Origin of the sequence: Bacillus sp. Xin1 (assembly GCF_013314535.1) — a bacterium.
Lineage (GTDB): Bacteria > Bacillota > Bacilli > Bacillales > Bacillaceae_G > Bacillus_A.
In genome coordinates, this window is sequence record NZ_JABUAE010000003.1 from 158,155 (window position 1) to 184,429 (window position 26,275).

Genomic DNA, 26,275 nt, shown 5'->3' on the forward strand with positions numbered 1-26,275 from the left:
ATTTATTAACGGGTTCGTATTATACAGTATGTATCTATGTAAATTTGGAGCATGTCTTGGATAAATTTAAAAAAGCACTCCGCGAGTGCCTAAATTTTATCCGAATAACATCGAGAAACTTACAATGGATACCAAAACCCTTTGAAAACATTGAGTTTCAAATAAATAGAAATTGATAAAGTTATAATACCAATAATGAGTCCTATATAGTCCTCTTGTTTTGCCTTTGTTGTAAAATACCATGTTCGTTTCTCTTTTTTTCCGAATCCTCGTAAATCCATCGCATTTGAAACGGTATCGATTCGCACTAAAGATTGAATAACAAGTGGCCAAAAGATGAGTACCCGGTTTTTAATACGTTCCCAAAAATTCGCCTCTCCTCTTTCAAATGGTACACCTCTTGCTTCTTGAGCGTGCTTAATCAATTTGTAGTCCGCTTGTATATTCGGTATGTAACGGAGTGCAATGTTTATTGCATAGGCAATCTTATACGGTAAACCAATTTTATATAAGCTGCTAGCAAACTCACTTGGATGTGTCGTGTATATAAAAATAAGTGTAAATGGTAATAACGTAAAGTATTTTAATGAAAGTGTAAGAGCATAAAAGAGTGTTTCAAATGTAATCGTAGTATATCCAATATGCAAGAATGCTGTACTTGTACCAGTTAACTCAGATCCATAGGTTGGTGTAATCAATAAAATCATCACCGAATTTAGCATACTAAATGTGAAAATGACACTAAATATAATGACAACTTTTTTCAAAGGGATTTTAGCAATCACTAACCCTAAACAACCAATAATAAATAAGCATAATAAAATACGAAAATCAAAAAATATAAATGTAAGAGTCATCCAAATGATAAATAACAACAATTTAATTGCGCCGTCCATACGATGAAAGTATGTATGATTATCTATATAAAATAAATCTGATTTACTCATAATCTCCCCTCCTTTTTGCCTCCATATACATTTGTACAAAAACTTCTGGAAAAGGGATTTTGCTCAATCTTGCTAATGTTGTTAACGAACTTTCCTGTAAATTAGCTTGCTGCAATACTTCGCTATTTGCTAATACGATTGGAACAGTGTCATCAGCAAGTATTCTTCCTTGATGAAGAACAACTGCACGGTCTGCATATTCTAAAGCTAAGTTCATATCATGTGTAATAAAGATAAATGATATTCCTTGTGTTGCTAATACACTTATACAAGACATAAATTGTTTATAATGAAAATAATCTTGTCCTGCAGTTGGCTCGTCTAAGATGATGAGCTTCGGATTCGTTGTTAAAACTGATGCAATGGTAAGCCTCTTTTTTTGCCCGTAGCTTAACGCTTGAATCGGCCAATTTCGAAATGGATATAGCCCGCAAATTTGCAACGCATCTTCCACTCGTTTATGTATTTCTGAGCTAGAAATCTTCTGTAATTTTAATGAAAAAGCAACCTCATCCCAAACAATAGATTGTGTAATCATGTGATTAGGATTTTGCATAACGTAAGATATCACTTCTCCACGCTTCCGAATAGACCATGAATTTATATTATCATTATCAAGTACAATTTTTCCTTTCTGTGCTTTGTTCATTCCAGTTAATAAATGTGCAAATGTAGATTTACCTGCACCATTATGACCTAATAATGCTACAATTTCTCCTCTTTGTATGGAGAGTGTTATGTCCCTCAATGTAAAACCTTTGTGAGAATATGAAAATGAAATGTTTTCTATTTTACATAGGATTTCTTTTTTTTGTTGTTTTTTACACGCATTAGAATTTAACATCCATTGCTTAACCGCTTTATTCAACCTCTCATGATTTAAACTTCCAATTGGATATAATTCTTCATCTAAAATATTCATTTTTATGTTTTTTAATGCTTCAATATATACAGGTTCTCTTAATCCTATTTCTTGTAGCATGTTTGTTTGTAAAATCCTTTTTGGTGAATCGATTGCTACAATTTCTCCGTCATCTATTAATATGATTTTATCTAGGTCTAATTTTAATATTTCCTCTATTCTATGCTCAATAATAACGATTGTTTTATTTAATTGTTGATGTACATTTTGAATAAGTTCTACTGTTTTTAAACTACTTATTGGATCTAAATTTGCTAATGGCTCATCAAATAGTAATATGTCGGCATCTGTCGTTAGTAGACCAGCAAGAGAAACAGTTTGTTTTTGGCCACCAGATAATTCATGTGGGCTTCGTGAATGAAATGTATGCATCTGAACTTTCTGCAAAGAGTCCATAACAACAGCCTTCATTTTTTTCTGTTCTACACAATCATTTTCTAACGAAAAAGCAACATCTTCCCCTACAGTTAAACCAATAAACTGGGAATCTTGATCTTGCAAAATAGTTCCTACATGTTTACTTTGCTCAAAAATACCACCTTTTCGCGGATCCTTACCACATATTGAAATGTTCCCAGTACTTGATCCTTCATAGGAAAAGGGGATAAGCCCATTTATACAATGGGCCAATGTTGATTTTCCTGATCCACTTCGACCGGCAATCAATACTTTTTCGCCTGGATAAATATGAAATGTAATATCTTTTAAAGTAGGTTCTGTCACTTGTTTATACTGAAATGTAAATTTCTCAAAGGAAATAATTGGATTCATTGTAATCTCCCTACTTTTCAATTTTTAAATGTGTATGTTTTTTATTTACTTTCGCTAATCCAAGTGTAATTGGTAAACCAAGGATTAAGAAAACAAGGGCATCTGCAATCGTTGCACCAAGTACTTGAATAACAATTTTATCTAAAGGCTCTCCCATTACGATAATATCGAAAACTCCGGCAAATATAATTGCAATAACAATCCCAATTAAACCCGTTACAGCAAAATATGAAACATCTCGATTATGGAATGTTCCATTTTTCACACTGAAACTTGTTCGTTTTTGTACAAGTCCCATCGTAAACCCAATAATGCCTGAGCTAAGTACCCATCCCCACCATATTCCCCATCCAGCGATAGTATCTGTTACTGTATGACCAATAAGACCAACCAAAAGTCCCGCAAATGGACCAAAAATCGCACCAAAAATTGTTAATATAACCAAAGCAGGTTTTATAAATGTGTTTGGGGCAATTGAAAGTCCCCATAAACCTAATACACCATATATTGCAGAACCTATCCCAATTGCTACGACTAATTTTGTAGATAATTTGTTCATATGAATTCTCCTCTCATTCTAGTTAGTTTCTATTAGTCCTATGTGAAAAATTATTGAATTATGAACATTCACTTCCTTTCTCCCTAATAAAAAATGACCTCTGTTATAAGAGGCCATTTGTATATGAAATATATGCTTCCCTTATCTTTCAAAAGACAATATGTCCTTTGTGGAATTAGCACCTTCCTATTTGTATGAATAAATAGGGGTTGCTGAGGTTTCATCGGGCCGTTCCCTCCATCTCTCTGGATAAGTATTCGTTTGTAATTTGTATTATTTCATTAACGTAAATTAATTTTAATATTTTTCTTACTATTTCCACTTTTGTGTAAAATAGATAAAGTGAAACTTTAATCAGTAGGGGGTTTCCTCATCCCCACTGATTATTAGTTGAACCAATCGGGCCTTTACGGGCAGTTTATCTCCCACCTAACTTCTTTGCTCCCGCCGAATTTTGAGGTGGGAGTATTACTGCCCGTTAGTGCGGGATGAATAAAACATTGTATTCTTATCGGAATTATGGAATAATTGATGTAACAAAGCGAGCTAACGGGAGGAATTGAACATGAAAGTAATCGGATTAATTGGTGGATTAAGCTGGGAATCAACATCTCTTTATTATAAACATATTAATACGCTAACTTTATCTCAGTATAATCATAATGCGAAGCTTGTTCTTTATAGCATGGATTTTGGTGAAGTGACAAATTTATTACAAAATCAACAATATGAAGAAGTGCAAAATCAACTCGTTCAAGTAGCTCAAAAAGTAGAACACTCCGGTGCAGATTGTATACTTATGTGTTCAAATACAGTACACCAATTTGCGGAAGAAGTAGAAAAAGCAATCTCTATCCCACTTCTTCATATTGGCGATGTAAGCGCTGAAGAAATTGTTGAACATAATGTGAAACGGATTGGTTTGCTTGGAACAAAACAAACAATGGAACAAGATTTTTATAAAACGAGACTAGCTAATTATGGTATTGAAACAATTATTCCCGAAGAAGATGAACGAAATTTCATTCATCATGTCATTCTCCACGAATTAAGTAAAGGTATTATTTCAAAGCAATCCAAAGACCATTTCTTACAAATTATTCAAAATCTCATTAAAAACGGGGCAGAAGGAATTTTATTAGGATGTACAGAAATACCGTTACTCATTTCACAACAAGATCTTTCTATCCCTGTATTTGACACTGCTTTTTTACATGCCAAAATTGCAGTACAATTCGCTGGCTAATCAAAAAAAGAAGCTATCTTACAAGGTAGTAAGATAGCTTCTTTTCTTTGCTGCTACTCTATGTGAAATGGAAATTAATCTCTATTATAAAGACCCGGTTATAGATGGCATAGCTGAATGAGAAGTACCTTGCTCACTTTGAAACATAGGTAAATAAATAGTAACGGATGTTCCTACTCCTACCTCACTCATAATACTAATTCTTCCTTGATGACTTTCAATAATTTTATAACTGAGCATTAACCCAATGCCAGTTCCTTTTTCTTTCGTACTATAAAAAGGTTCACCAAGCCTTTTTATTCTTTCTTCAGGGATTCCTACGCCCTCATCCACTATATTAATAATAACTTCCTTACATTCTGATTTTTTCACAGAAATGGAGATTTTCCCTCCATCTGGCATAGCTTCAATTGAGTTTTGCAAAATATTAATAAAAACTTGTTTTAATTGATTTTCACAGCAATCTATTATTAATTCCTTTAATTCTATATGCAGATCAATTTGAATATTGGTCATGATTGCCTTTGTATTAATTAACGAAACGACATTTCTTAATATCGAACAAATATTTTTCTTTTCAGTTGGAATGACATCAGTCTTTGCGATTGATAAAAACTCATGAAGGATTGATTCAATTCGCTCAATTTCTGACAGCATAAGATCGAAATATTTATCTTGATCTTCTTGATTAATTTGAAATAGTTGAATAAATCCTTTAATCACTGTCAGTGGATTTCGAACTTCATGTGCTACCCCAGCAGCTAACTGTCCAATCGCTGCAAGTGTATCTGACTTATTCAATAACTCTTCAGTCTTTTTCCGCTCAGTAATATCTCGAACAATTATCATAATCTTATCTTGTAAAAGTGGTAAACACCTAGCTTCAAAGAAACTAATACTCCCTTTAAGTGTTAACGGATATTCAACAATAACTGTAGATTCTTTTTGTTGTACTTGGTGAATCGCTCTTCGGAATTGCTGTGCTACAGGTGATGGCAAGACTTCATAAAACTTTTTCCCCATAAACGATTCAGCAGGTACGTAAAACTTAGATGGTGAACCAGCTTTATAATCTATAATTGTTCCATCAGCTTCGGTTAAAAAACACAAATCAGGTAATGCTTTGAAAATAAGCTCTAGCTCAGATGTTTGTTGCTTTAATTGTTCTTCAATTCCTTTTCGATGCGTAATATCAACTCCAACTGCCCAATAACTATAACCAGGTACTGGAAAATGTTCTGAGATGTTTGACCACATGATTGTTTTTATTTCTCCATTTTTGCATGTTAATTTCATTTCCCAATCTCGAAAACTTTTTCCACGCACCGAAAATTTCTTTTGAATGTGTCTGCGATAACTTTCATCCGGATATAGCAATTCAAGTGCTTTTGGATTTTCAATAATCTCTTCTGCAGCATAACCTGTTACAAGCTCACATTCCCGGTTCCATAATATAAAATTTCCATCTTTATCAAGAGCATCAACCATAATGGGCATATTTTGTAAGATTGTATGTAACTGTTCTTCTTTTTTAGAAAGTAAATGTATATTTTTTGTTTGATTTTGAAGTTTATCCATTGCACTATCTACAATGAGGTTTGAAAGCATTTCGAAGTATTTTTGACAAGTACGGATGTCCTTTTTTATTGAACAAGCAACAAATGATCCAAGATGTTGCTCATATAAAAAAAACGGAATTTCAATCTTTGTAAGTTCTATATTTTCTTCTCGACTCATACCAAATGAAAAAATACATTCCCTATTTTGATCAAGAAGTTGATGTGAAATGTTTGTTAATTTATAAAATTGTTCTGCCATGGTTTCTATTGTGTTCACGTCAATGAGTTCCAATAGCCGAGCATTCATTCTCTTTCCACCTCTATATGTAAAATTAATACCATTTTTTATTCACGCTTCTTCATTATACGAAGAATGTTCTCGTAGGTATATAGAAAGAGCATAATTATTCAAATAAATTTTATTTTTCAATAAAAAACATTCCCATCGTTCTATAATTCCCTTCATATCAATGTATTAAAAACGGGATATTCACAAAATATTCACAAATATATTGAAAAACATATACATTTTTTCCAATATATTCTATAAAATAAAGTGTAATAAGATATTCTATAAATTTCATAGAATACCTTACCCCTAATAAAAAATAAAAAAGAATCCTTGATGGATTCTTTTTTATTTTTTTACCATGACATATTGATAAAGGGCATGTGCCACTCCATGCTCTTCATTCGATAGTGTTTCATAATCACAAATCTGCTTCATTTCGTCTACTGCATTTCCCATTGCGATAGATATATTTGCCTTTTCCATCATAGAAATATCATTTAGACCATCACCTATTGCAACAGTATTTTCTACTGGAATATTAAGATGTTCCGCTAAAGTATATAAACCATTGCCCTTTTGAGCGTCACAATGATTAATCTCTACATTATGCCAATATGAAGCAGTAATTGCTAGCTCTGTATTATGTTGAAAATGCATTTTTAACTTTTTTAATTTCTCAATATCATAGGAAAATGGTAAAAGTTTATGCACAAAAATCTCTTCTTCTAATATTGATTTACAACTTTTTATTATATGAAACGCTGTATGCTCAAGGTACAACGCTGCAATAGTTTCAAGCTCATCTTGATTAATATCTTTGTTTGACTTTTTTATCCATTCTATTTCATGATTCACGCTTTCTTCACCATATGCTGGAACGTATACTCCCCTGTCTGTATACAGTTGATAATACATACGATTTCGTTCCAGATACTCGACAATTTCGAGTGCTTGTGTATTTCGAATTGGGTATCTCTTCATCATTTTTTGATCCACATAAATAAGAGCACCGTTTTCTGCGATAATAGGACATTGTAAATTAGCTTCCAGCAGTAGGCGTTCAATATCTACGATAGAACGTCCTGTACAAATCGCCACTACATGTCCCTGATTCTGACATTTCCGAATCGCTTCTGCATTTTCTTTACTAATTATTTTATTACCTGAAAGAAGAGTTCCATCTAAATCAATTGCAATTAGTTTCATTGTTTCGTCACCACTTTCCATAAATAAACATACTCGGATAAAGTTTTACTTATCGTGATTTTACGGACAGTTGATTCCTCCATTTACCTTCACTAAAGTTTAAGGTGGAAGACTTTCTGTTCGTAGATAGCGGCATAAATATAGAAACTAGGTATCGTTTCTATATTTACTTTGCCAAGCACAACTTAGTTATAATTTATGAAAAGCGTTTCAGGTCAAGGAATATTTTTTAAGTCGTTTAAAAAGTTTATAGAGAACAGTAAGATAAATATGAAAAGTAAGTAAAAATCCTTACTTAAACAGGAATTTTCACTTGCTTTTAAATATGCTTTATTTCATTAAAAGAATAGGGAGTTTTTTTAACGTTTGTTCATTCTCTAATATACAGTTTTCCAGATGAAAGGATGGAGAAAGCACCAGTCTTTTAAAATTGCTAATAAACGTAGTTAATGCAATTTCAGCTTCTAAACGAGCAAGCGATGCTCCTAAGCAAAAATGTGGCCCTTTGCCAAATGTTAAATGTTTTTCATTTCCAGTCCGATGTAAATCAAAGCAAGTTGCTTGCGAAAATTTATTTTCATCTAAATTGGCAGCGCTTATCCACGTAACAATCATTTGTCCTTTTTTCATTTTTGGACCAAATATTGTTGTATCTTCCATTATAGTACGGGCTAATGCAACAGGAAAACGATAGCGTAGTACCTCTTCTATCGCTTGAGGAATAAGCTCTAGATTGTTACTTAATTCATTGTATACATGGGGGGCATCTACTAAAAAGCAATAAAAGCTATTAATAATAAGGTTTGTAGTTGTTTCATTCCCTGCAGCTAAAAGTCCTAATGCAAATGTAACAATTTCATCGTCAGTCAACCTTTCTCCCTCATACTCTGCTCTGATTAAGTCTGAAATAATATCTTCTTTCAAATGGTATCTTTTTTCCTGAACAATCGGCAAAAGATAGGCTTTAAACTCATATAAAGCAACTTCTTTCTGTGTATCTAAATCGTTAAATTGTTCTTTGCTATATGGCATGAACAAAATATCTGACCACATCTTAATTTTTTTCCTATCTGTTGTTGGAACACCTAATAAATCAGAAATAACAGTTACAGGTAGAGGGGCTGCAAATTGCTCTACAATATCAATTTCACCATAAGAATTCATATCTTGCACAAGTTCATTTGCAATTGCTTGTATTCGCGGCTGCCACTGTTGAAGACTTCTTGGGGTAAATGCCTTTGAAACGATTGAGCGAACATTTCGATGTTCAGGAGGATCAGAAGAATTTAAATTTACTCTTGTTTCTAAAGGCGGGACAGAAAATTGACGACGGTCTCTTCTGCTTGAAAATAGGCGATAATCTGATAAAACACGGTTCACATCATCATATAAAAAAACATTCCATACATCCTGCTCCGCATCATAATAGACCGGATGATTTTCCCTCATATGCTTATACCACTCGTAAGGATTCCATAGTTCTTCTTTTGTTTTCAACTTTGAAATTTCATGAACCAAAATTACATTTTCAGGCGAATTCATAGTTCTTTCCTCCCTTTTCTTTTAAAATAAAAAGCAATAGGTAGGCAATTCAAAGATGTATAGACTAACATATGTTATTTTAACATATACAAAGGAGATAGTTACAAATATAAACTTGAGAAAATTAGGAGGATTCATATGTATGTTGATATTTTATTACTTGCAGAATTAACTTCTGGACCCAAGTATGGATATGAAATAAAGAAAAATATTCAAAATCGCCTTGGAAAAAATTTCGAATTGAATCATAACATGCTCTATCCTGCTCTTCGCCGTTTTGAAGATATGGGAGCAATTACAAAAAAGATTCATCAACAAATAGGTAAACCAAACCGTAATATTTATGCACTAACTCCTACCGGTGAAGAAATCTTTTATGAAATGATGCGAGAGTTCCCAGAAAAACTAGCTACTAATGATGCTGAATTTCTTGTACGTGTTGCACTATTTGAGAAACTGGATTACGAAGCTCGTAATGAGGTTTTAACCACTCGTCAAAAAGTGTTACATACACAATTAACCTCTATTCAATCTTTAGCTGAAACATCACTTTTTATTTCTGAGGTCGTAAAGCATAGAAAATCATGTATTGAACATGAGCTAGCTTGGATTACATCTCTTATGAAAAAAATAACAGAAAAAGAAAAAAACTATGAATGAAAATGAGATTTATTATCAATACTATAATTAATAAAAGGGCAACCCCATACGGTTACCCTTTCTCGTTTAAGCTTCAGGAATGAATGTTTTGCAATCAGTTTCTTCCGTTTTCGATGCTTTGTTACCTTTATGACTCACTACATAAATTGCATCTGCATTACATTTGTTTCCATTACCCCAATATTTACAGTTGTTTACTTCACATAAAACATCTTGTGCCATAAGTATCACACCTCCTTATTCTTTTATCATTAACAAATTTGTGAGGTATGATACCATTTGGTGATCCGTTTTTTACTTTTGACGTACTTTTTTGCTTAGAGCAATCTTTCTTAAAGCTCCTATATCTCCACTTACAATCACATGAATATTGTTAGAAATAGTCTGAATGTCCAAGTCCCACCACTTTATCTCTAACAATTCACTTATTACATCATTTGAAAATCGCTTTTTTATCTCAATAGCAGGATTACCGCCAACAATTGTATATGGTGGAATGTCTTTTGTTATAACAGCTTTAGCAGCAATAATTGCTCCGTCCCCTATCTTAACTCCAGGCATAATCGTCGCATCCATTCCAATCCATACATCATTTCCGATTACCGTATCTCCTTTAAACGGTAAATCAGAAAGTGTAGGTGTGAATTTCTCCCAGCCATGACCGAAAATATTAAATGGATACGCTGAAAATCCATCCATTCTATGATTTGCGCCATTCATAATAAATGTAACTCCAGGTGCTATACAACAGAATTTTCCCATAACCAATCGGTCTCCAAAAAATTCATAGTGGTATAGCACTTGATCTTCGAATGTTTCTTCATTTTTCGAATCATAATAAGAATAATCTCCAACAATAATATTTGGTTTGGTTATTGTATTTTTAATAAAATGAACACTCTTATTTCCTTCAATAGGAAATTTCACATTCGGATTAGGATTCATGCTGGACAGCACCACCTTCATTTGAAGTTTCTATTATTGGTTTCAAATTGTATATTGGCAAAATAAATAAGGAACCAATAATAAATAGTAATGCTGTTCCTTCATACATTGTACTAAGTGAAAATACTTCTTTTAATGAACCGGCAATACTCATCGTTAATACCATCGAACCCGTAAATAAAGGGCTCAAAATCCCATTTACGCGTCCAATAAAGTCTGTATCCGAATTTTGAATAATGAGTGTGTTTATCCCGATTTGAATACAAGGAAGAGCGAGACCACTGAAAAACTGAGCGATAAGTGTGATCCATAAATTTGTCGAAAATCCAATGATACCAATCCCGATTGCCTGTGCAACCATTCCTAAAATTAACATTTTTTGCGGAGCGATATTTTTTGCAAATACCATCGCTAAAGCTCCACCAATAATCATCCCAGCACCATTTACAGTTAATAGCCATTGTAAGCTTTCTTTTGATAGACCTAATTGTTCTGTCACGATAAAAATACCTAATGGCTGAATGAGACCAATTCCTAATCCTGCTGCCATAAAACAAATACCAAGTAATGTTAATGCTTTCTTTGCTTTTACATATTTAATTCCATCTACCATTTCTTGCAGTATGCTCATTTTTTTCTTTTCTTCCTGTTCTTCAGAATCTTTTGGCAGAAATAACAAGACTAACGCCGCAAGTAAAAAAGCAATACCTGTCACAATAATAGAAGTGTAAATTCCGAAGGCTTGAAATATAAATGTTCCAAGTATAGGACCTAATACCATAAAAATTGCAAAAATGGTTTGATATAAAGACATCGCCAATTGTACTTCTTCTGTAGATAGATGTTGTTTAAATAATTTCATGCCTGAAGGCTGTGAAAATTGCGAAAGAATCGCAGAAATTAGTGTAACAAAAAATACAACTTTCCACGTACCAAACATAAGTGTAAAAAGTACCGCAAATACAGATAATGAACTTAAAGTTTCACACCAAATCATCGTTCTTTTTGGTTTCCACCTATCCGCGAATGTCCCTCCTATAAATGAAAAAATAAAAATTGGTGCAAATTCCGCAACTGAAATCATGGAAATGGCAAACGCATCGCCATTTGTCATTTCCATTACATAAAGCAATACCGCAAAGTTTCGGATCCAAATCCCTACTTGGAGAAATAATGCCGAAGCAATGATCGCCTGCACAAATCGATTTTTTAATACTACAGACATATTACTCTTTGGTTTCGTTTCTACATTCATTGACATAAAAAAGCCCCCTATTCCGCATTCTAAATAGGAGGCAGCACAATCATATTATAAAAGACAGGTCTATTCGCAGCGCGAAAATACATCCCTTTTACATATAAAAATGTACATACTAATCCTATTCAGAAGAATATTTCGTTCTATAACGAAGATTTCTTAAAAAATAGAATTAGTTGATCATTGGGATGTCTTCACCCTTCCGTTTCAATTTAAAATCACACATACATACTCTATGTAAACCACCAAACATGTATGCGTGTCTCAATTTATTTATTCTAGAAAGACAATGGTAATTCCTCTAAAGAACGCATTAAATAATTACCTTGCCACTTCACTTTTTCACGCTCACCTTTTATTTGGATGTTTGGCATACGGGTTAGCAATGTGGAAATTGCAATTTTTGCTTCTAGCCGGGCAAGTGGTGCTCCTAAACAAAAATGACTCCCCAGTCCAAAAGCAATGTGCCTGTTATTTTTCCTTGTAATATCAAAAACCTCTGGATTTACAAAAACATTCTCATCACGATTCGCTGAAGCTAATGAAATAGTCACCATATCCCCTTTTTGAATTTCTTGACCATGTATCATAAAAGGTTCAGCTGCCCAGCGTGCTGTCGTAACTTCAACAGGGGAATAATAACGTAATCCTTCTTCAATCGCCGAATCAATAAGCTCTGGTTGTTCTTCTAATAACTGTAGTTGACTTGGATTCTCCAGTAAAGCCAAAACTGTATTGGTAATTAGATTCACAGTCGTTTCATGCCCAGCTACAATTAGTAACATAATCATTGAATAAAGTTCTTGGGCACTTAACTTACTACCTTCACTTTCAGCTTGGATTAATGCACTAACCAAATCTTCTATTGGATTTTTCCGCTTTATATCCACCAAGTATTGGAGATATGTAATGAATTCTGCTAGTTTCATTTCAGTTTCCTTTATTTCTTCAGGGGTTTCGGGTGAATCAATTACCGCATGAGACCACACTCTAAATTTTTCTTGATCCTCTTTTGGAATCCCTAGCATTTCACTGATTACATTGATTGGCAATGGAAATGCATAGTCATTAACAAGGTTTAAAGAGCGTTTCTGTTCGGCATGATCTAATAAAGTATCCGCAATATGCTGAATACGTTCATCTAATTGTGAAATCATCTTAGGAGTAAATGCTTTCTGAACTAATGAGCGTAGTCGATTATGATCAGGCGGATCCGAATTTAGCATATGAGTCGTTAAATAATCTCCATTGTCTACAGAAAGAAATGGATTAACCTCTACTTTTTCAAATACATTTTCAGGGTTTTTCTTTAAACGAGAATCTTTTAAAAACGCTAATGCATCTTCATATCTTGTAATGAGCCATTCTGTCCCAAGTTCACTCTGATTTACGAACAAAATAGGTTGTGATTTACGTGATTCTTTATAAATCTCATAAGCATCTTCTTTAAACTCTGCAGAAGCTAAATGAATACCATTTTCTATTTTGTAGCCCACCGTGTTTTTGAAAGACATCGTACTCCCTCGCTCTCTTCTATTTGTGAAACTCACTCCAACATATGAATTATAACTTATAAAAAGAGGGAATTTTGTTAATTTTTCGTTATAATCTTACTTTATATATTGAAAAATAATTCATTTCAAAAAACGAGCGATAAGAAGATGAGTTCTTCTTATCGCTTGTTTTTTCACTAAGAAAAGCACATAAAATTACTAATTTGTTGATATCTATAACTTACTTTTCGGCGACGTCCACCTTGCCATGTGTATCCTGATACCCCATTTCGTCTCACTTCAGTCGGGAAAAACCATAAATCTCTTCCAAAAGGCCCTGGGCGATGTAAACGTAAGTATCCCCATCTTCCCAAACAATTACACATCCATGTTCTTATATGACCACTTTGTGCAGGAGCCGCAAACGTTGATGGTACAGAAGGTGCTTGTGATGGAGGTGGCCCTGTTGGAGCATCTTCTGCATCATCTGGTCGATATTCCTCAAGTTCTACATCTCTTGACTCATGAGACGCTTCATAGTCAAAAGTTTGCGGGTTATAATATGCTGTTTGATTATAATCTACATACGGAAAATACGTTGACTGATTATACATAAAAAAATCACCTCTTATGATTAATTACTCTATCCAATCATATGTTATATCTCTTATATATGAAGCTTATTTATATAGCCCAAAAAAGAAGTTGAGGGATTATGTATTTATATAACTGCAAAATATTATAGAGGTTCTCATTTCCTTCTCCAAACAAAAAAGCCCGATTTCTCAACTTTAATACTGAGAAATCGGGCTTTTTATAATGGACACTGTAAAGCAGTCCTTTCCTAATGGCTCTTCTTCAGTTTGACACTGTAATAGCGCATCGCTTTTAAAGTACCTTCCATTTCAAATACACCTTGCTGGATTAATGTACGTAAGCGATATTCAAGAAAAATATCTCCAATCACTTGCTCGATATGCCCAAGAACTTCTCCTATTAACCTTGGTGCCTTACAGAAAGACCTTGCTGTTTTTAACTTTTCTGCACATTCGACAATGAAAGAATCAAAATAATCTTCTTGTACAGATTGAACTTTGTTTTCGTTCCAAATTCGTAATAAATCCGTAGTTTCAGATAGTAACTTCCATTCTTGTTCAAAACCTTTTCGTTCTTCTTCAGATAGTAATGCGGAGTTCTCATATTTTTCATAAATAATTGCTAGTTGTTCTGGAGATAACTCCCCTGTCGCGCGTATATCATAACCTTCTGGGAACAGCTCTCTAGCTTCAGATGTGTTAATTACATGAATATTATCTCGATCTTGTAAATGTGCAAGTACAAAACAAAGACCTACATGTTCATGTGTATTGTTAGCTTTCCAAATTGTGATTGGTATATCTTGAGGAATAGACTGTAATTCTTCCATCGATTGTCTAAATGTTGATAAATACTCTTCTTCAAAATAAAGATCATAAGAGTTTAAATTTCTAGATAGCCATTGCTGACGAGCTACTTGTCCAGCTTCTAACTCTAATTGATGGATTGGCCCAATAGAGAATGCATCTGAGAAAAGAATAACATAGTCTTCTGTTAAACTAGCTTGTTTCAACATGTACTTAATACATCCAGCTGGCGAGTCACCAAATGCAATATGTACATGTTTACTCTCTTTAATATGTAGTTTAGGTTTTTGTGATTCAATGAGTTGTTTTGGGATTTCTGTTAAGATTGTCATTCTATTTTCGCTTGGCTCTGTTTCCATTAAATCAAGTTGAATTAAGATGAGGCGAAGTAATGATTTTGCTTCATCTTCTGGCATATTTTCAATTACTTCACTTAACTTATCTATCATGTATTTCCCTCTATTCATTTCTAAAATAATGTAATTTATAGTGTAACATATAATAAGACTCATGTTATTCGTTTCATCTAATAATTGCTAAGAGAAATGAAAAAGATAAAAAAGCACATAGTGGAATAAATAACATTGTATCCATTTTCGCAAAATACGTATCTTTTTTTCTTTTAAAAATACCAATATAGTTAAACTCACCAATTACTCTTATCGCAAATACAAACATACAAATCCAAGAACCAATTTGAACGATGACACGTGGAATAAAAGAGAAAATAACATTTGCTTGTAATAATAAAAGTAACGCTGCTATACATAGTAATAGCGCAACTAATAAGGTTATACCAGTTCCAGGAGTAAAAGCTTTTTCTCCGGAATCAGTTGGAATCGCTGCCTTTATTCCCCATTTCCCGCCAAATGCCCAATAAACATGCAATAAACTAATACACACTAAGAGACATGCTGATATAGTGATGATAATGAGCAATAGTAACACCTCCGTCAATGTGCTTCTTTTAAAATTAAGAATATTCAACAAAACAATAATTAGCAATCTATTTCTAAATTATTCACAATACCGTCATTTGTAATATTATTTGACTTTCATTTTTGATATTCCGAAACCGTATAAAAACAATTGCATATAAAGGCATTAAGTTTACTTGTAATCAATGGGCCGGATTGCTCTAATTGAAAAAGGATGTGATTCCGGTGAAAAACATAGAGAAAAGCGATTTTCTATTCAACACTGAACGAAAAATCGCTTTCCAATTTTTACATACGTTTTGTGATTTTAAAAACTTGTATTTTTAAGAGCTCTTCCAAATAAGATAGACTTAATATCCTTCACCTTAAATTCCTCCTCATTAACATCCTTCTTATAGAATACGGGATTATTTCTGGTTATTTATTTCAAATACTTGCTGTACGTCTTTATCGCCGCGCCCAGATAAATTAACGATAATACTTTGATCATTTCGTAAGGTTGCTGCTAACTTTATAGCATAAGCCACTGCATGGGAACTTTCCAATGCAGGAATAATACCTTCAACACGAGACAATTTATGAAACGCTTCTAATGCTTCATGATCATTAATTGCTACATATTCTGCACGACCGGTTTCTTTATAATAACTATGTTCTGGTCCAACACCTTGATAGTCCAGTCCTGCGGCAATGGAATGAGCTTCTGCAATTTCTCCATTTTCATCTTTCATCATATAGCACTTAAATCCGTGGATGATACCAGGCTCTCCTGCCGTGAGAGGTGCTGCATGCATCCCTGTTTCAATCCCTTTGCCACCTGGTTCAACACCTACCATTTTTACTTCTTTATCATTATAAAATGGGGCAAATAATCCAATTGCATTACTTCCTCCACCTACACAAGCCACCAAATAGTCAGGTAGACGTTGTTCTTTTTCAATGTGTTGTTCTCTTGCTTCTCTTCCAATTACAGCTTGAAAGTGACGAACAATCGTTGGATATGGATGTGGTCCCAGTGCAGAACCTAATAAATAAAATGTATTTTCATAGTTTAGAGCGTAATCTTCAAGTGCTGCATCTACCGCTTCCTTAAGGATACGTCCTCCTTCTTGAACAGCAATTACCTTCGCTCCTAATAGTTCCATACGGAATACATTTAATTGTTGACGTTCTGTATCCAGCCCTCCCATATAAATCGTACAATCTATTCCGAACATCGCACATGCAGTAGCTGTAGCCACTCCATGCTGCCCCGCTCCCGTTTCTGCAATGATACGTTTTGCTCCCATTCTCTTCGCAAGCAAAATTTGTCCTAACACATTGTTAATTTTATGGGCTCCTGTATGATTAAGATCTTCTCTTTTAAGATAGATTTTTGCACCACCGATTTCTTCACTCAAGCGATTGGCATAATACAATGGATTTGGACGCCCTACATATTCTTTAAGATAGTATTCATATTCATTTATAAACTCTGGGTCATCTTTGTATTGATTAAACGCGCTCTCCAGATGAAGTAAAGCCTCTTGCAGTTGTTCTGGCACAAAACTACCCCCAAATTCTCCAAAATATCCATTTTCCGCTTGTAATAAATTCATGTTAATTCCTCCCTTTCATTTGTTAATGATAGAATAAGAAAAATATCTTTGAACGCAAAAAGCCCTCTACATGCATAAGGCATGTAGAGGGCGATATATACGATTATACCGTGGTGCCACCTCTTTTGATTCTTTGTCACATAGACTAAGAATCCTCTCGTTTTTGGATACGGAAAAATAGATTCGATATCCTCATCCTTGTAACGGCGGCACCCGGTTCGCATACTCCTAATGTTTCAACGTACCTCTCCTAAGTCCATTCGGTATAATCTATCGTACTGGATCGCACCAACCCCAGCTCTCTGCAACGCGTCAATTAAACGTACTCTTCTTAGTCAACGATTTTTATTATTGAAATTTAACTATCATATTACATAGTTAAATTTATTTTGTCAACATCAAATGATAGAAAATTCATTTATTTTAATCAAGTTATTTTTTCATTAATCCCATAATATTTAATAAACTAATTCAACAATAGTAAAAAAACGCAATAACCATTTATCGTACAATAAAAGGGCATTGCGTTTTTAAGTATTCGTCTAGGAATATTCTCTATGCATTATAACGATTTCTTCTTCGTTCCATCCTTGTTTGACCTTGCGTTGTTTCCATTTCGTGATGTTGGTGCTCTGGTTGTATTGTATGATACGTTGGTGTTCTTTCTTCAAGATTTGGTTCATACGTACGTGTTTCTTTTGAATTAGAAGATCTTTTATTGAACTTTGGCAACTTCACTTTCAATCTTGGTAGACTAGGAATGCGAATTTTAAATTTCGGTTTGATTCGTTTCTTTTTTTGTTTGAATAGATTTGTTTTTTCTTGTTTTTCATTGATATTACCACGTTTCAGCATGTTAGCAAGCAATCCACCAAGTATAAATCCGACTACTAATAAGAGTAGATACAGTCGTTCTGAAGTCAATAAGTTCATAATACGTCCGAGAACAGCTAATGATTGGGTTTGCTTAATATCCCATAATAAACCACCCCATAATGCAAGTAACCCTAAAGTAATTGCATAAGTACGAAATCGGAATAATAATGGAATAACCGCAATACATGCAGCAATTTTAGCATTTGCTAGTAACGAACTAGCTGTTGCGTATTGATTCCAAATCGCCAGCAAAAACGTAATAAATATAGTGTAAGAAAGCCAACTACATATTCGTGAATACATTCGTTTCGCATAGTAGCTTCCAAAACTCGTGAAAAACAACAGTCCCCCTAAATACAATGACAATTCAAGAGGAATTTGTTTCATAATACCTGCAATTGGAAATAGGAAGCTGAGTACCATTAAAAGCACATCAAGTTTCTTCATAACTCTCATCCCTTTCAGTTTTCTATCTTTCTTCTATATATCGAAGCAAATTTTGTTGTTTTTAACATATTCCTCACTTCCACCAAATTATAAATAACATTCCTAAAAATCATCTTAATCCTACTAGTACCAAAAAGTAAACAAAAAAACAAAGCTATAATTGACAATAGAGATCTAGATTTGTATAAAGAAATGACAAATCCCGCTATTTGTAAATTAGCGGGATCTTGAAATTATCTTGCTGTATATTTAACGTGCTTTCCCATCTTCAAATGTGTGATGGTCAAGAGCTCAACAACTTGAATATACCTCTTTCTTTGTTAATACGATTATACTTTCCCTTACAACGCAGCTATTTCACACAATGTGATTTACTATTTTTCACCTATCCCTAAAGCTCCACGTGCCATTTCCATATGTGCCTCTTCCTTTGTCTGTAGTGCAAATAATCCAATCATTACCGGATAAGCAGCACCAAGTTCAATAATATGTTCAAACATTCTCTGCCAAACTTTCCCTCCTGCTTTTTCATATTCATTTAATAGTACTTTCAAATTATCCTCTCCAAAGATTGTAAGATAGAGGGTGAAATCAGTAGCGGGATCTGTTACTTTCGCTTCTGTCCAATCTAGCAGGCCTGTTACTTTCGTATTTTCATCAACTAAAATATGTGGTGGATGTAGATCACCATGAACAAATGCAGAATGCTTCGGCCAATACGATTCATCCGCAAGCCATGTTTGCCAACGCTCCCATAGTTCATCTGATACACCAAATTTTGATTTTATTTGATGCATTCTATCTATTAACAATTGCTTTGCTTCAGCAGGTTGAAGAACTTCAATGCCATACTTAGTCGCCTCATTATAATCAATTGAATGCAAAGCAACGAGCGATTCTGCTAAAGATCGAACAAATGTTATAGAAGGTGGATTATTTTGAATATGCCACACATAATTTTGTATTTCTAAATCAATCACTGCTGCAGGGTTACCCTTTACTAATGGATAAGCAATTAATTTTGGTGTGTTGATTTTCCAATTTGGTACTGCAACAGGTACATATTTTTGAACAAGCTCAAGTATTTTCCCTTCTAATGCTCCTCTTTCAATGACGTCTGGTCTTCTTGGTTTCCGGAGAACCCATGAAACGCTCTTCTCATCATTAGCGAATACAACCTGAAAGTCCATTCCTGATTCATTTAATTCAGCGGTGTCTTTATTCAATTGCAAGCCATTTTTTTCAGCGATTTTTAAAATTTCTTCTATACTTTTCTGTTCATTTACACTTGTCATAGATAATCACCCCTTTAAAATTCTTCATATAAGTACAAAAAACACAGGCTAATTCCCCATGTTTTTGTAAACGGAATTAGCTGCTCTCATAAATATACTGTACTATTTAAATTCGGCTCTCCCTTGCACCCAAGTGGCAATATCATTTATAACATACTCAGGAATATTGGCAGGACTATAGTATTCATCCGGTTTACTTAATTCCCCATCTCCTTCTGTAAAGAAGTGATTTAATTTTGGATATAGTCGATAATCAACGTTATTTCGCTCTTTTAATTGTTCTTTCCAAAGAGGAATTTCGATTTTTGATTGAACTTGATAGTCTCTTTCCCCTTGGATAATAAGAAGCGGTTTTTTTTGTTCTTTAGACATTTCAGCTGCTTTCATTTTACGGATAGAATCCCAAAATACTGGTGATCCTAAATGAAAATCTTTTGGAGGATTCTGACTAGAGAAGTTTGGATCATTTAATAATTCAAATTGCGCTTTGTAAAACTTATATTCTTCAGGTTTCATTGCTCCAATAGAAAAAAGATAGTCAAATTGATCTAAAACAACGTCCTGGATTGTACGAGCTGGTCCTCCCATTACAATTGCTCCAGCGATATTTTGATTTTGATCTTTTTCGATCATTTTCGGAACCATCATTCCACCTTGACTATGACCAAGGATATAAATTTGATTCTTGTCTACCATTGATTCATTTTGAAGAAAACGTGTGGCAAGAAGTGCATCGTCAGTTGTCTCTTTATCGACTGTATAAAAAGGGCTTAATTGTGTTTTTAAGCCATGTTCATACGTTCGTTTATTGTAACGAAGAACAGCAATACCTTTCGAGGCAAGACCTTCAGCTAAATCGCGAAAAGGTTTTAAGGCAAACGCAGTTTCATCCCGATCGCTCGCTCCAGATCCTTGAACAAGAACAACCGCTGGGAAAGGACCCTTTCCCTTTGGAACAGACAATGTTCCTGGTAATGGAAACGCACCACTTCCGACTACTACTTCTTTTTCAATGAATGATTCAGGCTTACTATATGATGGACGTTCTGCAACAGGACTAAACGACATGCTAAATTGAAAATCATCTATTTTTCCAGATGGGTCTAACTTTATTAGTAATGGCACAGTAAATTGTTCAAAAACTAATCCAATTTCTACATTTGTATGAACGGAATTCGTCTCTTTTTGCTTTACCTCTCCAATTCCCATAAAAGAACCTGCTTGCAATTGTACTGGGAGTCCCTTCCAATAACTCTCCAACCATTTTTCAGATATTATCTTCTGTAAAGATCGAGAAGTTAAATCAAATGCAGATTTATAATTTTCAGCATGCATATCACGGATAAATGTAAGAGTAGTAGATATAACAGGGTTTTCATCATTAACATTGTCTATTTCTTTTATATTTGTGTTTATTTCCTTTAAAGTTGAAATGAATTGGTGGTTGAACGGATTATTATATGTATTGGGATAAAAACTTGTTTTCAATACGTCCGTATTCCTCCCCTCATACAAACTTGAAGAACTCACGAAATTTTTAGGTGAAATTACTTCCTCCGCATATGAAACAGAAGGAATACTTATCGCACAAATTGCACTAACGAGTAAAAACTTATTCCCTATTCGTTTTCTTGTTTTCATATTTATTGACTCCTTTCAAAATTAAATTCTTTTCATACAACATTCCAAGCATTGTAAGGAAAATAAAAAATATCAAAGAGATTAATAAACTTCTTTACGCCCTTTATGTGATATCATAAACAAACTTCAATAAAAACTACCCTCTTCCTCCTTTTTATTATGTAATTTTTTAATAATATATAAGCATCTAATTAGTGAAGTTGATTTTTCTAAAACTAGAAATATTATTTTCGTACAAAAAAATGACTAAACTAAGTTAGTCATTTTCTATACTCATGTATGCATGATGAAAGACATAGCTTTTCATTATAAACTTACATCTTCTACTTGTTCTTCCACTGACCATTTTTCTAATGTGTAAGCCATCTCCCAAAACGAATATTCATATTGACTACTAATTACAAAATGCTGTTGCATCCGCTTACGATCAGCTTCTGTTACTGTTTCAGTAATGGCATCTAATCTAGCAATTTGCTCCTCTACTAAAGTACGGAACCAGTCAGAACCATACGCTGAAATCCATTCTTGGTAAATTGGTTCTTCAGGTTTACATTCCTTGAGTCGCTCACCAATTTCATAATAAAGCCAATAGCACGGCAAAATCGCTGCGATAACATCCCCGATATGTCCCTCGTATGCAGCGCGATACATATGTGATGTATACGCATAAGCCGTCGGTGCAGGAATGAACGATTCTTTTTCTTCTTCCGTAATTCCTAGTTTTTTCGCAAAATTCTCATGTAGTGATAATTCAGCTTGATATGTATTTTGTGCATGGTGCGCCATGCGAGCCGTCGTTTCTAATTCAATCGCTTTTGCTGCTCCTAACGATTGGACTCTTGCAAAATGACTTAAATAATATGAATCTTGCAGAACGTAATAGCGAAAACTAGCTAAATCTAATGTTCCGTCCCCTAGTTTTGTCACAAATGGATGATTAAAACTTGCTTCCCAAATCGGATTAACTTCTTTACGTAATAACTGTGAAAATGACATTATAGACCCTCCAATAAACGTTTTAATAATAAAAAATGAAACAAGTTTCTTAACGAATCATTCGTTAACTACTAGACTACTGGGATCTACTTCAAATAGGTGCGTAAAATAAAAAAGCTTTCTTTACACACACGTAAAGAAAGCGGACTGGACATCATCAATATTGTAAAAATATCATCTTCTGTCACTTCCACTTCCCTACGCTGGTATTACCCAGATCAGGTCCTAAGGGTTTCAAAGGTATTCTTTAATCTCAGCCTATTAAAGGCCCCCCTAGTGGATAGATATAAACTATTTAACTTTGATACTTATCATAACATAATCCATATAACTGTCAAATATTTTCATCACACATCTTTTCGATACAAATTAATTAAATCTTTCAAAGCTGCCGCTGCTGCTCCTCTCGGGCTCGAAGCTCCCCCGGTGGAAGTAACTTTTCCCATAATATCAGTATGAAAAGTGATTCCTTTTTCCGTTCCATTTACATAAGCCAACGGATGTTCTTTCTCTATTTCACGCGGATATACTTCAAGTTTAAGATTTCCTAAATAATCTTTATATGCCGTCCCAATTAGTTTTAGAGATTTACCTTGTGCTTTTGCCTTCTCTATATCTTGTTTTGTAACACCCTCTATCCCTTTTACACTTACATGATCAAGAGAGTATTCTGACTGAAATAAACTGTTCGCTAACAATAATAGTTTACAGGCACTGTCCATACCACTTACATCTAATGATGGGTTCGTTTCAGCTATCCCTTTACGCTGCGCTTGATGCAATGCTTCCTGGAATGTTACATCTTCTTCATACATCTTTGTAATAATATAATTTGTTGTTCCATTTAAAATACCTTCTATACTTTCAATTTGACATCCCGCTAAACTAAATTGCCCAATATCTAATGTAGGAAGTGCAGCTGCAGTTGCCCCGCTATAACGAATACGTACCTTAGCTTGCGTTGCTTTTTGCTTTATTTCTTTCCATGCGCTAACAAGTGCACCTTTTGAAATAGCGACTACATCCATATGATTTTCAATTGCTGTTTCAATATATCTTCTTCCAGGTTCACCTGTTTGAAGATTAGTTGGTGTTGATTCTATTAATACATGACCAAAAGGCATTTTTTCACTTTTATCAAGTGGATAGTTTTTGAGATATTTCTCCAATGCATCAGAACCTGTACCATAAGTTAATAATTCTTTAATATGTAAACCTTGGGCGCTAAAGAGATTGACTGCACTTCCAATAACTCCAGTAAGGACAAGTTCGATGCCGTACATCTCATTTACATATAAAGCTTTCTCAAATACTAATCTTACAAACTCTTTTCCAACAGTTCCATATCCAGATATTACTATGTTAACTCTCATATTATCACCTCAAACTATTATACTATTTTGATATTAACCCCATTATACTCCGAAAATATGATGTGATTCACGAAAGAAAACTCCCTTAAATAAACTTGAGGGAGTTTTTATATCTCAATATAATTATGAATCCTGTTATTTCGGTAAGTTTGATAACTTGGCAGCAATCTCTCGATAAAAAGCATTAATATCAGAAAAACCTAAGGAATCCGAGACGCTTAACCCAACCATATCAAGGTGATCCCAGTTTTGTTTTGTCTCAATATGATTCCATTTTCCAAGCTCTGCTGTGCCATTATTATTTATAATCGTATCAGTTGATGGTCCTACCATCGAATTTGTATTTACTACACCATCATTTTGCCACCAGGATGAATCAATAAATGTACGATTCTGTTCGTATCTTGCATATGACCCTAAGAAAATTGCATTTCCCATCAGTGCCTTATTCATGGTGATGTGCGGTAAATGAATTCCCGTTATAGGTGCTACTTGTGTTGCATGTCCACTGTAAGAAAAATAATATACATCTGGTTGCGCTTTTACCCAATCATTCAAGTCCTTTGCTCCATCTGTACTTAAATCCCATTGGCTTATATCTTTTGTATCCTTTAAAATCGGATTATTTAATACACGGTTTGAATATTGATAAAATGATTCTCCCGCTTTCTTTTTAATTCCCCATTGATCCAGCTTAAAATCATATAATGCTAGATTATTATTTTCTCCAATCCCAGCAGTTGCGATGAGTACTTGCTTTACAGCAGGTAAGAGTAAACTTCCATCTGCAAGGGTTGTCCCGTTGTGAGGGGTTGCCAATGTCGTTACACTATGAACGTATGATTTTCCCCCCTGAAACAACGGAGACATTGTCACATCTGCATGCTGTTTTACATACTCGCGCTCCTCTTGATTTCCCTCTTTCAATAATTGAACGAGCGTACGTATCGTTTGACCACCCATACTATGTCCTACTAAATGAACCTTATTTGTCTCACTCCAATTTTGAACAAACCCTGTATATGTTCTCCCATATCGATCATGTCCATGTTTCTCGGCATGAGCGGCTCCGTAATCAACTGTTCCACCATTAACTTGAGCATATAACTCACAAGCGCGATCCCAGTTGCTTGATAACGGTCCAACAGCGGCAGTATGAACATTGTATCCATCTCTCTTTAAATTTTCTTGAATATCGTGAACACCACCCCAATACTTTACACCCAATAATTCATCTCTTCCCCAACCTGTAAAACCATGTACAAGAATAATTGGATTGTTGTTTTTCTTTCCTTCCTCTGCATGTGTTGGCACCGGAAGTACTACACTAGAAGCGATAAAACATACGATCAATAATCCCCAAAGTAATCTTTTCATTTTACATCCCCTTTTCTTTTTCTCTACACCCCTAATAAAACGCTTTCAATTCTACCTCCTTTTTATGTAATAGAAAAAAGATCCACAAAGATATACCAGTGCAGAACGCAAAGGTTATGTAGTGTGGATCTCCAATTCTCTGTCACATTTATTAACTTAAAAATAATTTAAACTATATTATCTGAATTGTCTGTCTATTATGAAATATTTCATAGTTGATAAAGTTTTGTTGACAATTCCCTGTCCCTTTTAACCTTCATCCTCAAAAGTAACAAATTTGACCGATATTAATTTATGAAAATCTTTGACTTGCCTTTTCATCTTTAAATATTCAGTTTTTAATGTATTGTCCGTCGACATTTTAGGCTTTTCGTAACCCAATAATTTTTTGAAGTGAATAATCTGTAACTTTGTTTCATCCGCTTTTATCTTTCTATATACCTCCTTTTTTGCAACAATAAGGTACCATTGAGACTTATAATCACGAGAATTTCCAATCCAAGCATCGCTGTCAAATGAAACAGGAATTTCTTTACTGTTTAAATCGATACTTGTAATATGTTTTTCCTCTTCATGTGTAAATAATAGCGAAGCTTCTTTTGGGATTTCCGGTAATTCTTTTATAGAAGTATAACCGTAGCGATTATTCATATCATTCTTCCGCAAAATTCGATCCTTTATCATAGCTTGCGCTGTTGATTCATCTATAATAAGCACTTTATTTTCACCAAAAACGCCCGTTTTCACTTCAAATACTTCTTTTTCTTCTATATTTTCTTTGTAACGTTCAAAAATAGGTAAACTAAATTGTTCGTCTCCAATCATTATCATCCCGTTCGCAGGCCGTTTATTTTCTTCAGAGGAAGAACAGGCACTTAGGCTTATGACAATCAGGACAATTAATATAAAAAAAGATATTGTTTTTCTCATT

23 protein-coding genes, 2 riboswitches and 1 other annotated feature are annotated in these 26,275 nt (G+C 34.1%); of the genes, 2 read left to right on the forward strand and 21 right to left on the reverse strand.

The window, feature by feature from the left end:
• Window positions 1–119: 119 nt before the first annotated feature.
• Genes HRG09_RS06070 through HRG09_RS06080 form a run of 3 tightly spaced genes read right to left on the reverse strand, consistent with a single transcriptional unit; the run spans window position 120 to window position 3,199 of the window.
• Complete coding sequence (locus HRG09_RS06070; protein ID WP_174099862.1) at window positions 120–947, reverse strand: energy-coupling factor transporter transmembrane component T family protein; 828 nt, start codon at window positions 945–947, stop codon at window positions 120–122.
• Entirely contained in the window at window positions 940–2,640 is a 1,701-nt protein-coding gene (locus tag HRG09_RS06075; RefSeq protein WP_174099864.1) for an ABC transporter ATP-binding protein, read from the reverse strand. Before HRG09_RS06075 ends, HRG09_RS06070 begins: the two co-directional genes overlap by 8 nt.
• Before the next feature lie 10 nt (window positions 2,641–2,650).
• Window positions 2,651–3,199 (reverse strand): ECF-type riboflavin transporter substrate-binding protein, encoded by a 549-nt coding sequence (locus HRG09_RS06080; protein WP_174099866.1) that lies wholly within the window; start codon window positions 3,197–3,199, stop codon window positions 2,651–2,653.
• 138 nt (window positions 3,200–3,337) lie between these two features.
• A riboswitch (SAM riboswitch) is annotated at window positions 3,338–3,455 on the reverse strand.
• Between the two features lie 309 nt (window positions 3,456–3,764).
• On the opposite strand from HRG09_RS06080, the gene HRG09_RS06085 reads away from it, so the two are divergent.
• The gene (locus HRG09_RS06085; protein ID WP_174099868.1) at window positions 3,765–4,445 is read left to right on the forward strand and encodes an aspartate/glutamate racemase family protein; all 681 of its coding nucleotides are present in this window, start codon (window positions 3,765–3,767) and stop codon (window positions 4,443–4,445) included.
• An 84-nt stretch (window positions 4,446–4,529) separates the two neighbouring features.
• Here HRG09_RS06085 and HRG09_RS06090 read toward each other — a convergent pair whose 3' ends face one another.
• The 3 genes from HRG09_RS06090 to HRG09_RS06100 form a co-directional block, all read right to left on the reverse strand.
• Entirely contained in the window at window positions 4,530–6,311 is a 1,782-nt protein-coding gene (locus HRG09_RS06090) for a PAS domain-containing sensor histidine kinase (protein WP_174099869.1), read from the reverse strand.
• 330 nt (window positions 6,312–6,641) lie between these two features.
• Complete coding sequence (locus HRG09_RS06095) at window positions 6,642–7,502, reverse strand: Cof-type HAD-IIB family hydrolase (RefSeq protein WP_174099871.1); 861 nt, start codon at window positions 7,500–7,502, stop codon at window positions 6,642–6,644.
• 330 nt (window positions 7,503–7,832) lie between these two features.
• Window positions 7,833–9,044, reverse strand: a complete 1,212-nt coding sequence (locus HRG09_RS06100; RefSeq protein ID WP_174099873.1) for a cytochrome P450 — start codon at window positions 9,042–9,044, stop codon at window positions 7,833–7,835.
• Window positions 9,045–9,182: 138 nt separating this feature from the next.
• Here HRG09_RS06100 and HRG09_RS06105 point away from each other — a divergent pair, with 138 nt between their 5' ends.
• Window positions 9,183–9,704, forward strand: a complete 522-nt coding sequence (locus tag HRG09_RS06105; protein ID WP_174099875.1) for a PadR family transcriptional regulator — start codon at window positions 9,183–9,185, stop codon at window positions 9,702–9,704.
• Between the two features lie 66 nt (window positions 9,705–9,770).
• Here the strand turns inward: HRG09_RS06105 and HRG09_RS06110 are convergent, their stop codons facing one another.
• The 15 genes from HRG09_RS06110 to HRG09_RS06180 form a co-directional block, all read right to left on the reverse strand.
• On the reverse strand, window positions 9,771–9,926 hold the full coding sequence (locus HRG09_RS06110) for a DUF1540 domain-containing protein (protein ID WP_174099877.1): 156 nt from the start codon (window positions 9,924–9,926) through the stop codon (window positions 9,771–9,773).
• 72 nt (window positions 9,927–9,998) lie between these two features.
• Complete coding sequence (locus tag HRG09_RS06115) at window positions 9,999–10,649, reverse strand: Vat family streptogramin A O-acetyltransferase (protein WP_174099878.1); 651 nt, start codon at window positions 10,647–10,649, stop codon at window positions 9,999–10,001.
• The gene (locus HRG09_RS06120; RefSeq protein WP_174099879.1) at window positions 10,639–11,910 is read right to left on the reverse strand and encodes an MFS transporter; all 1,272 of its coding nucleotides are present in this window, start codon (window positions 11,908–11,910) and stop codon (window positions 10,639–10,641) included. The genes HRG09_RS06115 and HRG09_RS06120 overlap by 11 nt, the downstream gene beginning before the upstream one ends.
• Window positions 11,911–12,185: 275 nt before the next feature.
• The gene (locus HRG09_RS06125) at window positions 12,186–13,421 is read right to left on the reverse strand and encodes a cytochrome P450 family protein (RefSeq protein ID WP_174099880.1); all 1,236 of its coding nucleotides are present in this window, start codon (window positions 13,419–13,421) and stop codon (window positions 12,186–12,188) included.
• A 176-nt stretch (window positions 13,422–13,597) separates the two neighbouring features.
• The gene (locus HRG09_RS06130; protein WP_174099881.1) at window positions 13,598–14,014 is read right to left on the reverse strand and encodes a hypothetical protein; all 417 of its coding nucleotides are present in this window, start codon (window positions 14,012–14,014) and stop codon (window positions 13,598–13,600) included.
• A 230-nt stretch (window positions 14,015–14,244) separates the two neighbouring features.
• Window positions 14,245–15,252, reverse strand: a complete 1,008-nt coding sequence (locus tag HRG09_RS06135; RefSeq protein WP_174099882.1) for a DUF1835 domain-containing protein — start codon at window positions 15,250–15,252, stop codon at window positions 14,245–14,247.
• 73 nt (window positions 15,253–15,325) lie between these two features.
• On the reverse strand, window positions 15,326–15,742 hold the full coding sequence (locus tag HRG09_RS06140; protein ID WP_174099883.1) for a DUF3995 domain-containing protein: 417 nt from the start codon (window positions 15,740–15,742) through the stop codon (window positions 15,326–15,328).
• A gap of 406 nt (window positions 15,743–16,148) precedes the next feature.
• A complete protein-coding gene (trpB, locus tag HRG09_RS06145) occupies window positions 16,149–17,339 on the reverse strand; it encodes a tryptophan synthase subunit beta (protein ID WP_174099884.1) in 1,191 nt (396 codons plus the stop codon).
• Between the two features lie 83 nt (window positions 17,340–17,422).
• Window positions 17,423–17,687: a binding site (T-box leader), on the reverse strand.
• 207 nt (window positions 17,688–17,894) lie between these two features.
• Window positions 17,895–18,662, reverse strand: coding sequence for a DUF3959 family protein (locus tag HRG09_RS06150; RefSeq protein WP_174099885.1), 768 nt, complete (start codon window positions 18,660–18,662; stop codon window positions 17,895–17,897).
• A 374-nt stretch (window positions 18,663–19,036) separates the two neighbouring features.
• Window positions 19,037–19,957, reverse strand: coding sequence for a macrolide 2'-phosphotransferase (locus HRG09_RS06155; protein WP_174099886.1), 921 nt, complete (start codon window positions 19,955–19,957; stop codon window positions 19,037–19,039).
• Between the two features lie 102 nt (window positions 19,958–20,059).
• Window positions 20,060–21,598, reverse strand: a complete 1,539-nt coding sequence (locus HRG09_RS06160; protein ID WP_174099887.1) for an alpha/beta hydrolase — start codon at window positions 21,596–21,598, stop codon at window positions 20,060–20,062.
• A 306-nt stretch (window positions 21,599–21,904) separates the two neighbouring features.
• Entirely contained in the window at window positions 21,905–22,594 is a 690-nt protein-coding gene (gene tenA, locus HRG09_RS06165; RefSeq protein ID WP_174099888.1) for a thiaminase II, read from the reverse strand.
• Window positions 22,595–22,772: 178 nt separating this feature from the next.
• A riboswitch (TPP riboswitch) is annotated at window positions 22,773–22,879 on the reverse strand.
• Window positions 22,880–22,941: 62 nt separating this feature from the next.
• Window positions 22,942–23,967, reverse strand: coding sequence for a homoserine dehydrogenase (locus HRG09_RS06170; RefSeq protein ID WP_174099889.1), 1,026 nt, complete (start codon window positions 23,965–23,967; stop codon window positions 22,942–22,944).
• Window positions 23,968–24,102: 135 nt separating this feature from the next.
• Window positions 24,103–25,344 (reverse strand): esterase/lipase family protein, encoded by a 1,242-nt coding sequence (locus HRG09_RS06175; protein ID WP_174099890.1) that lies wholly within the window; start codon window positions 25,342–25,344, stop codon window positions 24,103–24,105.
• 249 nt (window positions 25,345–25,593) lie between these two features.
• Entirely contained in the window at window positions 25,594–26,274 is a 681-nt protein-coding gene (locus HRG09_RS06180) for a lipoprotein BA_5634 family protein (RefSeq protein ID WP_174099891.1), read from the reverse strand.
• Window position 26,275 lies beyond the last annotated feature (1 nt).

Coding starts and splice junctions, on each gene's coding strand:
- HRG09_RS06070 (WP_174099862.1), bottom strand. CDS start 947: ATGAGTAAATCAGATTTATTTTATATAGATAATCATACATACTTTCAT.
- HRG09_RS06075 (WP_174099864.1), bottom strand. CDS start 2,640: ATGAATCCAATTATTTCCTTTGAGAAATTTACATTTCAGTATAAACAA.
- HRG09_RS06080 (WP_174099866.1), bottom strand. CDS start 3,199: ATGAACAAATTATCTACAAAATTAGTCGTAGCAATTGGGATAGGTTCT.
- HRG09_RS06085 (WP_174099868.1), top strand. CDS start 3,765: ATGAAAGTAATCGGATTAATTGGTGGATTAAGCTGGGAATCAACATCT.
- HRG09_RS06090 (WP_174099869.1), bottom strand. CDS start 6,311: ATGAATGCTCGGCTATTGGAACTCATTGACGTGAACACAATAGAAACC.
- HRG09_RS06095 (WP_174099871.1), bottom strand. CDS start 7,502: ATGAAACTAATTGCAATTGATTTAGATGGAACTCTTCTTTCAGGTAAT.
- HRG09_RS06100 (WP_174099873.1), bottom strand. CDS start 9,044: ATGAATTCGCCTGAAAATGTAATTTTGGTTCATGAAATTTCAAAGTTG.
- HRG09_RS06105 (WP_174099875.1), top strand. CDS start 9,183: ATGTATGTTGATATTTTATTACTTGCAGAATTAACTTCTGGACCCAAG.
- HRG09_RS06110 (WP_174099877.1), bottom strand. CDS start 9,926: ATGGCACAAGATGTTTTATGTGAAGTAAACAACTGTAAATATTGGGGT.
- HRG09_RS06115 (WP_174099878.1), bottom strand. CDS start 10,649: ATGAATCCTAATCCGAATGTGAAATTTCCTATTGAAGGAAATAAGAGT.
- HRG09_RS06120 (WP_174099879.1), bottom strand. CDS start 11,910: ATGTCAATGAATGTAGAAACGAAACCAAAGAGTAATATGTCTGTAGTA.
- HRG09_RS06125 (WP_174099880.1), bottom strand. CDS start 13,421: ATGTCTTTCAAAAACACGGTGGGCTACAAAATAGAAAATGGTATTCAT.
- HRG09_RS06130 (WP_174099881.1), bottom strand. CDS start 14,014: ATGTATAATCAGTCAACGTATTTTCCGTATGTAGATTATAATCAAACA.
- HRG09_RS06135 (WP_174099882.1), bottom strand. CDS start 15,252: ATGATAGATAAGTTAAGTGAAGTAATTGAAAATATGCCAGAAGATGAA.
- trpB (WP_174099884.1), bottom strand. CDS start 17,339: ATGAATTTATTACAAGCGGAAAATGGATATTTTGGAGAATTTGGGGGT.
- HRG09_RS06150 (WP_174099885.1), bottom strand. CDS start 18,662: ATGAAGAAACTTGATGTGCTTTTAATGGTACTCAGCTTCCTATTTCCA.
- HRG09_RS06155 (WP_174099886.1), bottom strand. CDS start 19,957: ATGACAAGTGTAAATGAACAGAAAAGTATAGAAGAAATTTTAAAAATC.
- HRG09_RS06160 (WP_174099887.1), bottom strand. CDS start 21,598: ATGAAAACAAGAAAACGAATAGGGAATAAGTTTTTACTCGTTAGTGCA.
- tenA (WP_174099888.1), bottom strand. CDS start 22,594: ATGTCATTTTCACAGTTATTACGTAAAGAAGTTAATCCGATTTGGGAA.
- HRG09_RS06170 (WP_174099889.1), bottom strand. CDS start 23,967: ATGAGAGTTAACATAGTAATATCTGGATATGGAACTGTTGGAAAAGAG.
- HRG09_RS06175 (WP_174099890.1), bottom strand. CDS start 25,344: ATGAAAAGATTACTTTGGGGATTATTGATCGTATGTTTTATCGCTTCT.
- HRG09_RS06180 (WP_174099891.1), bottom strand. CDS start 26,274: ATGAGAAAAACAATATCTTTTTTTATATTAATTGTCCTGATTGTCATA.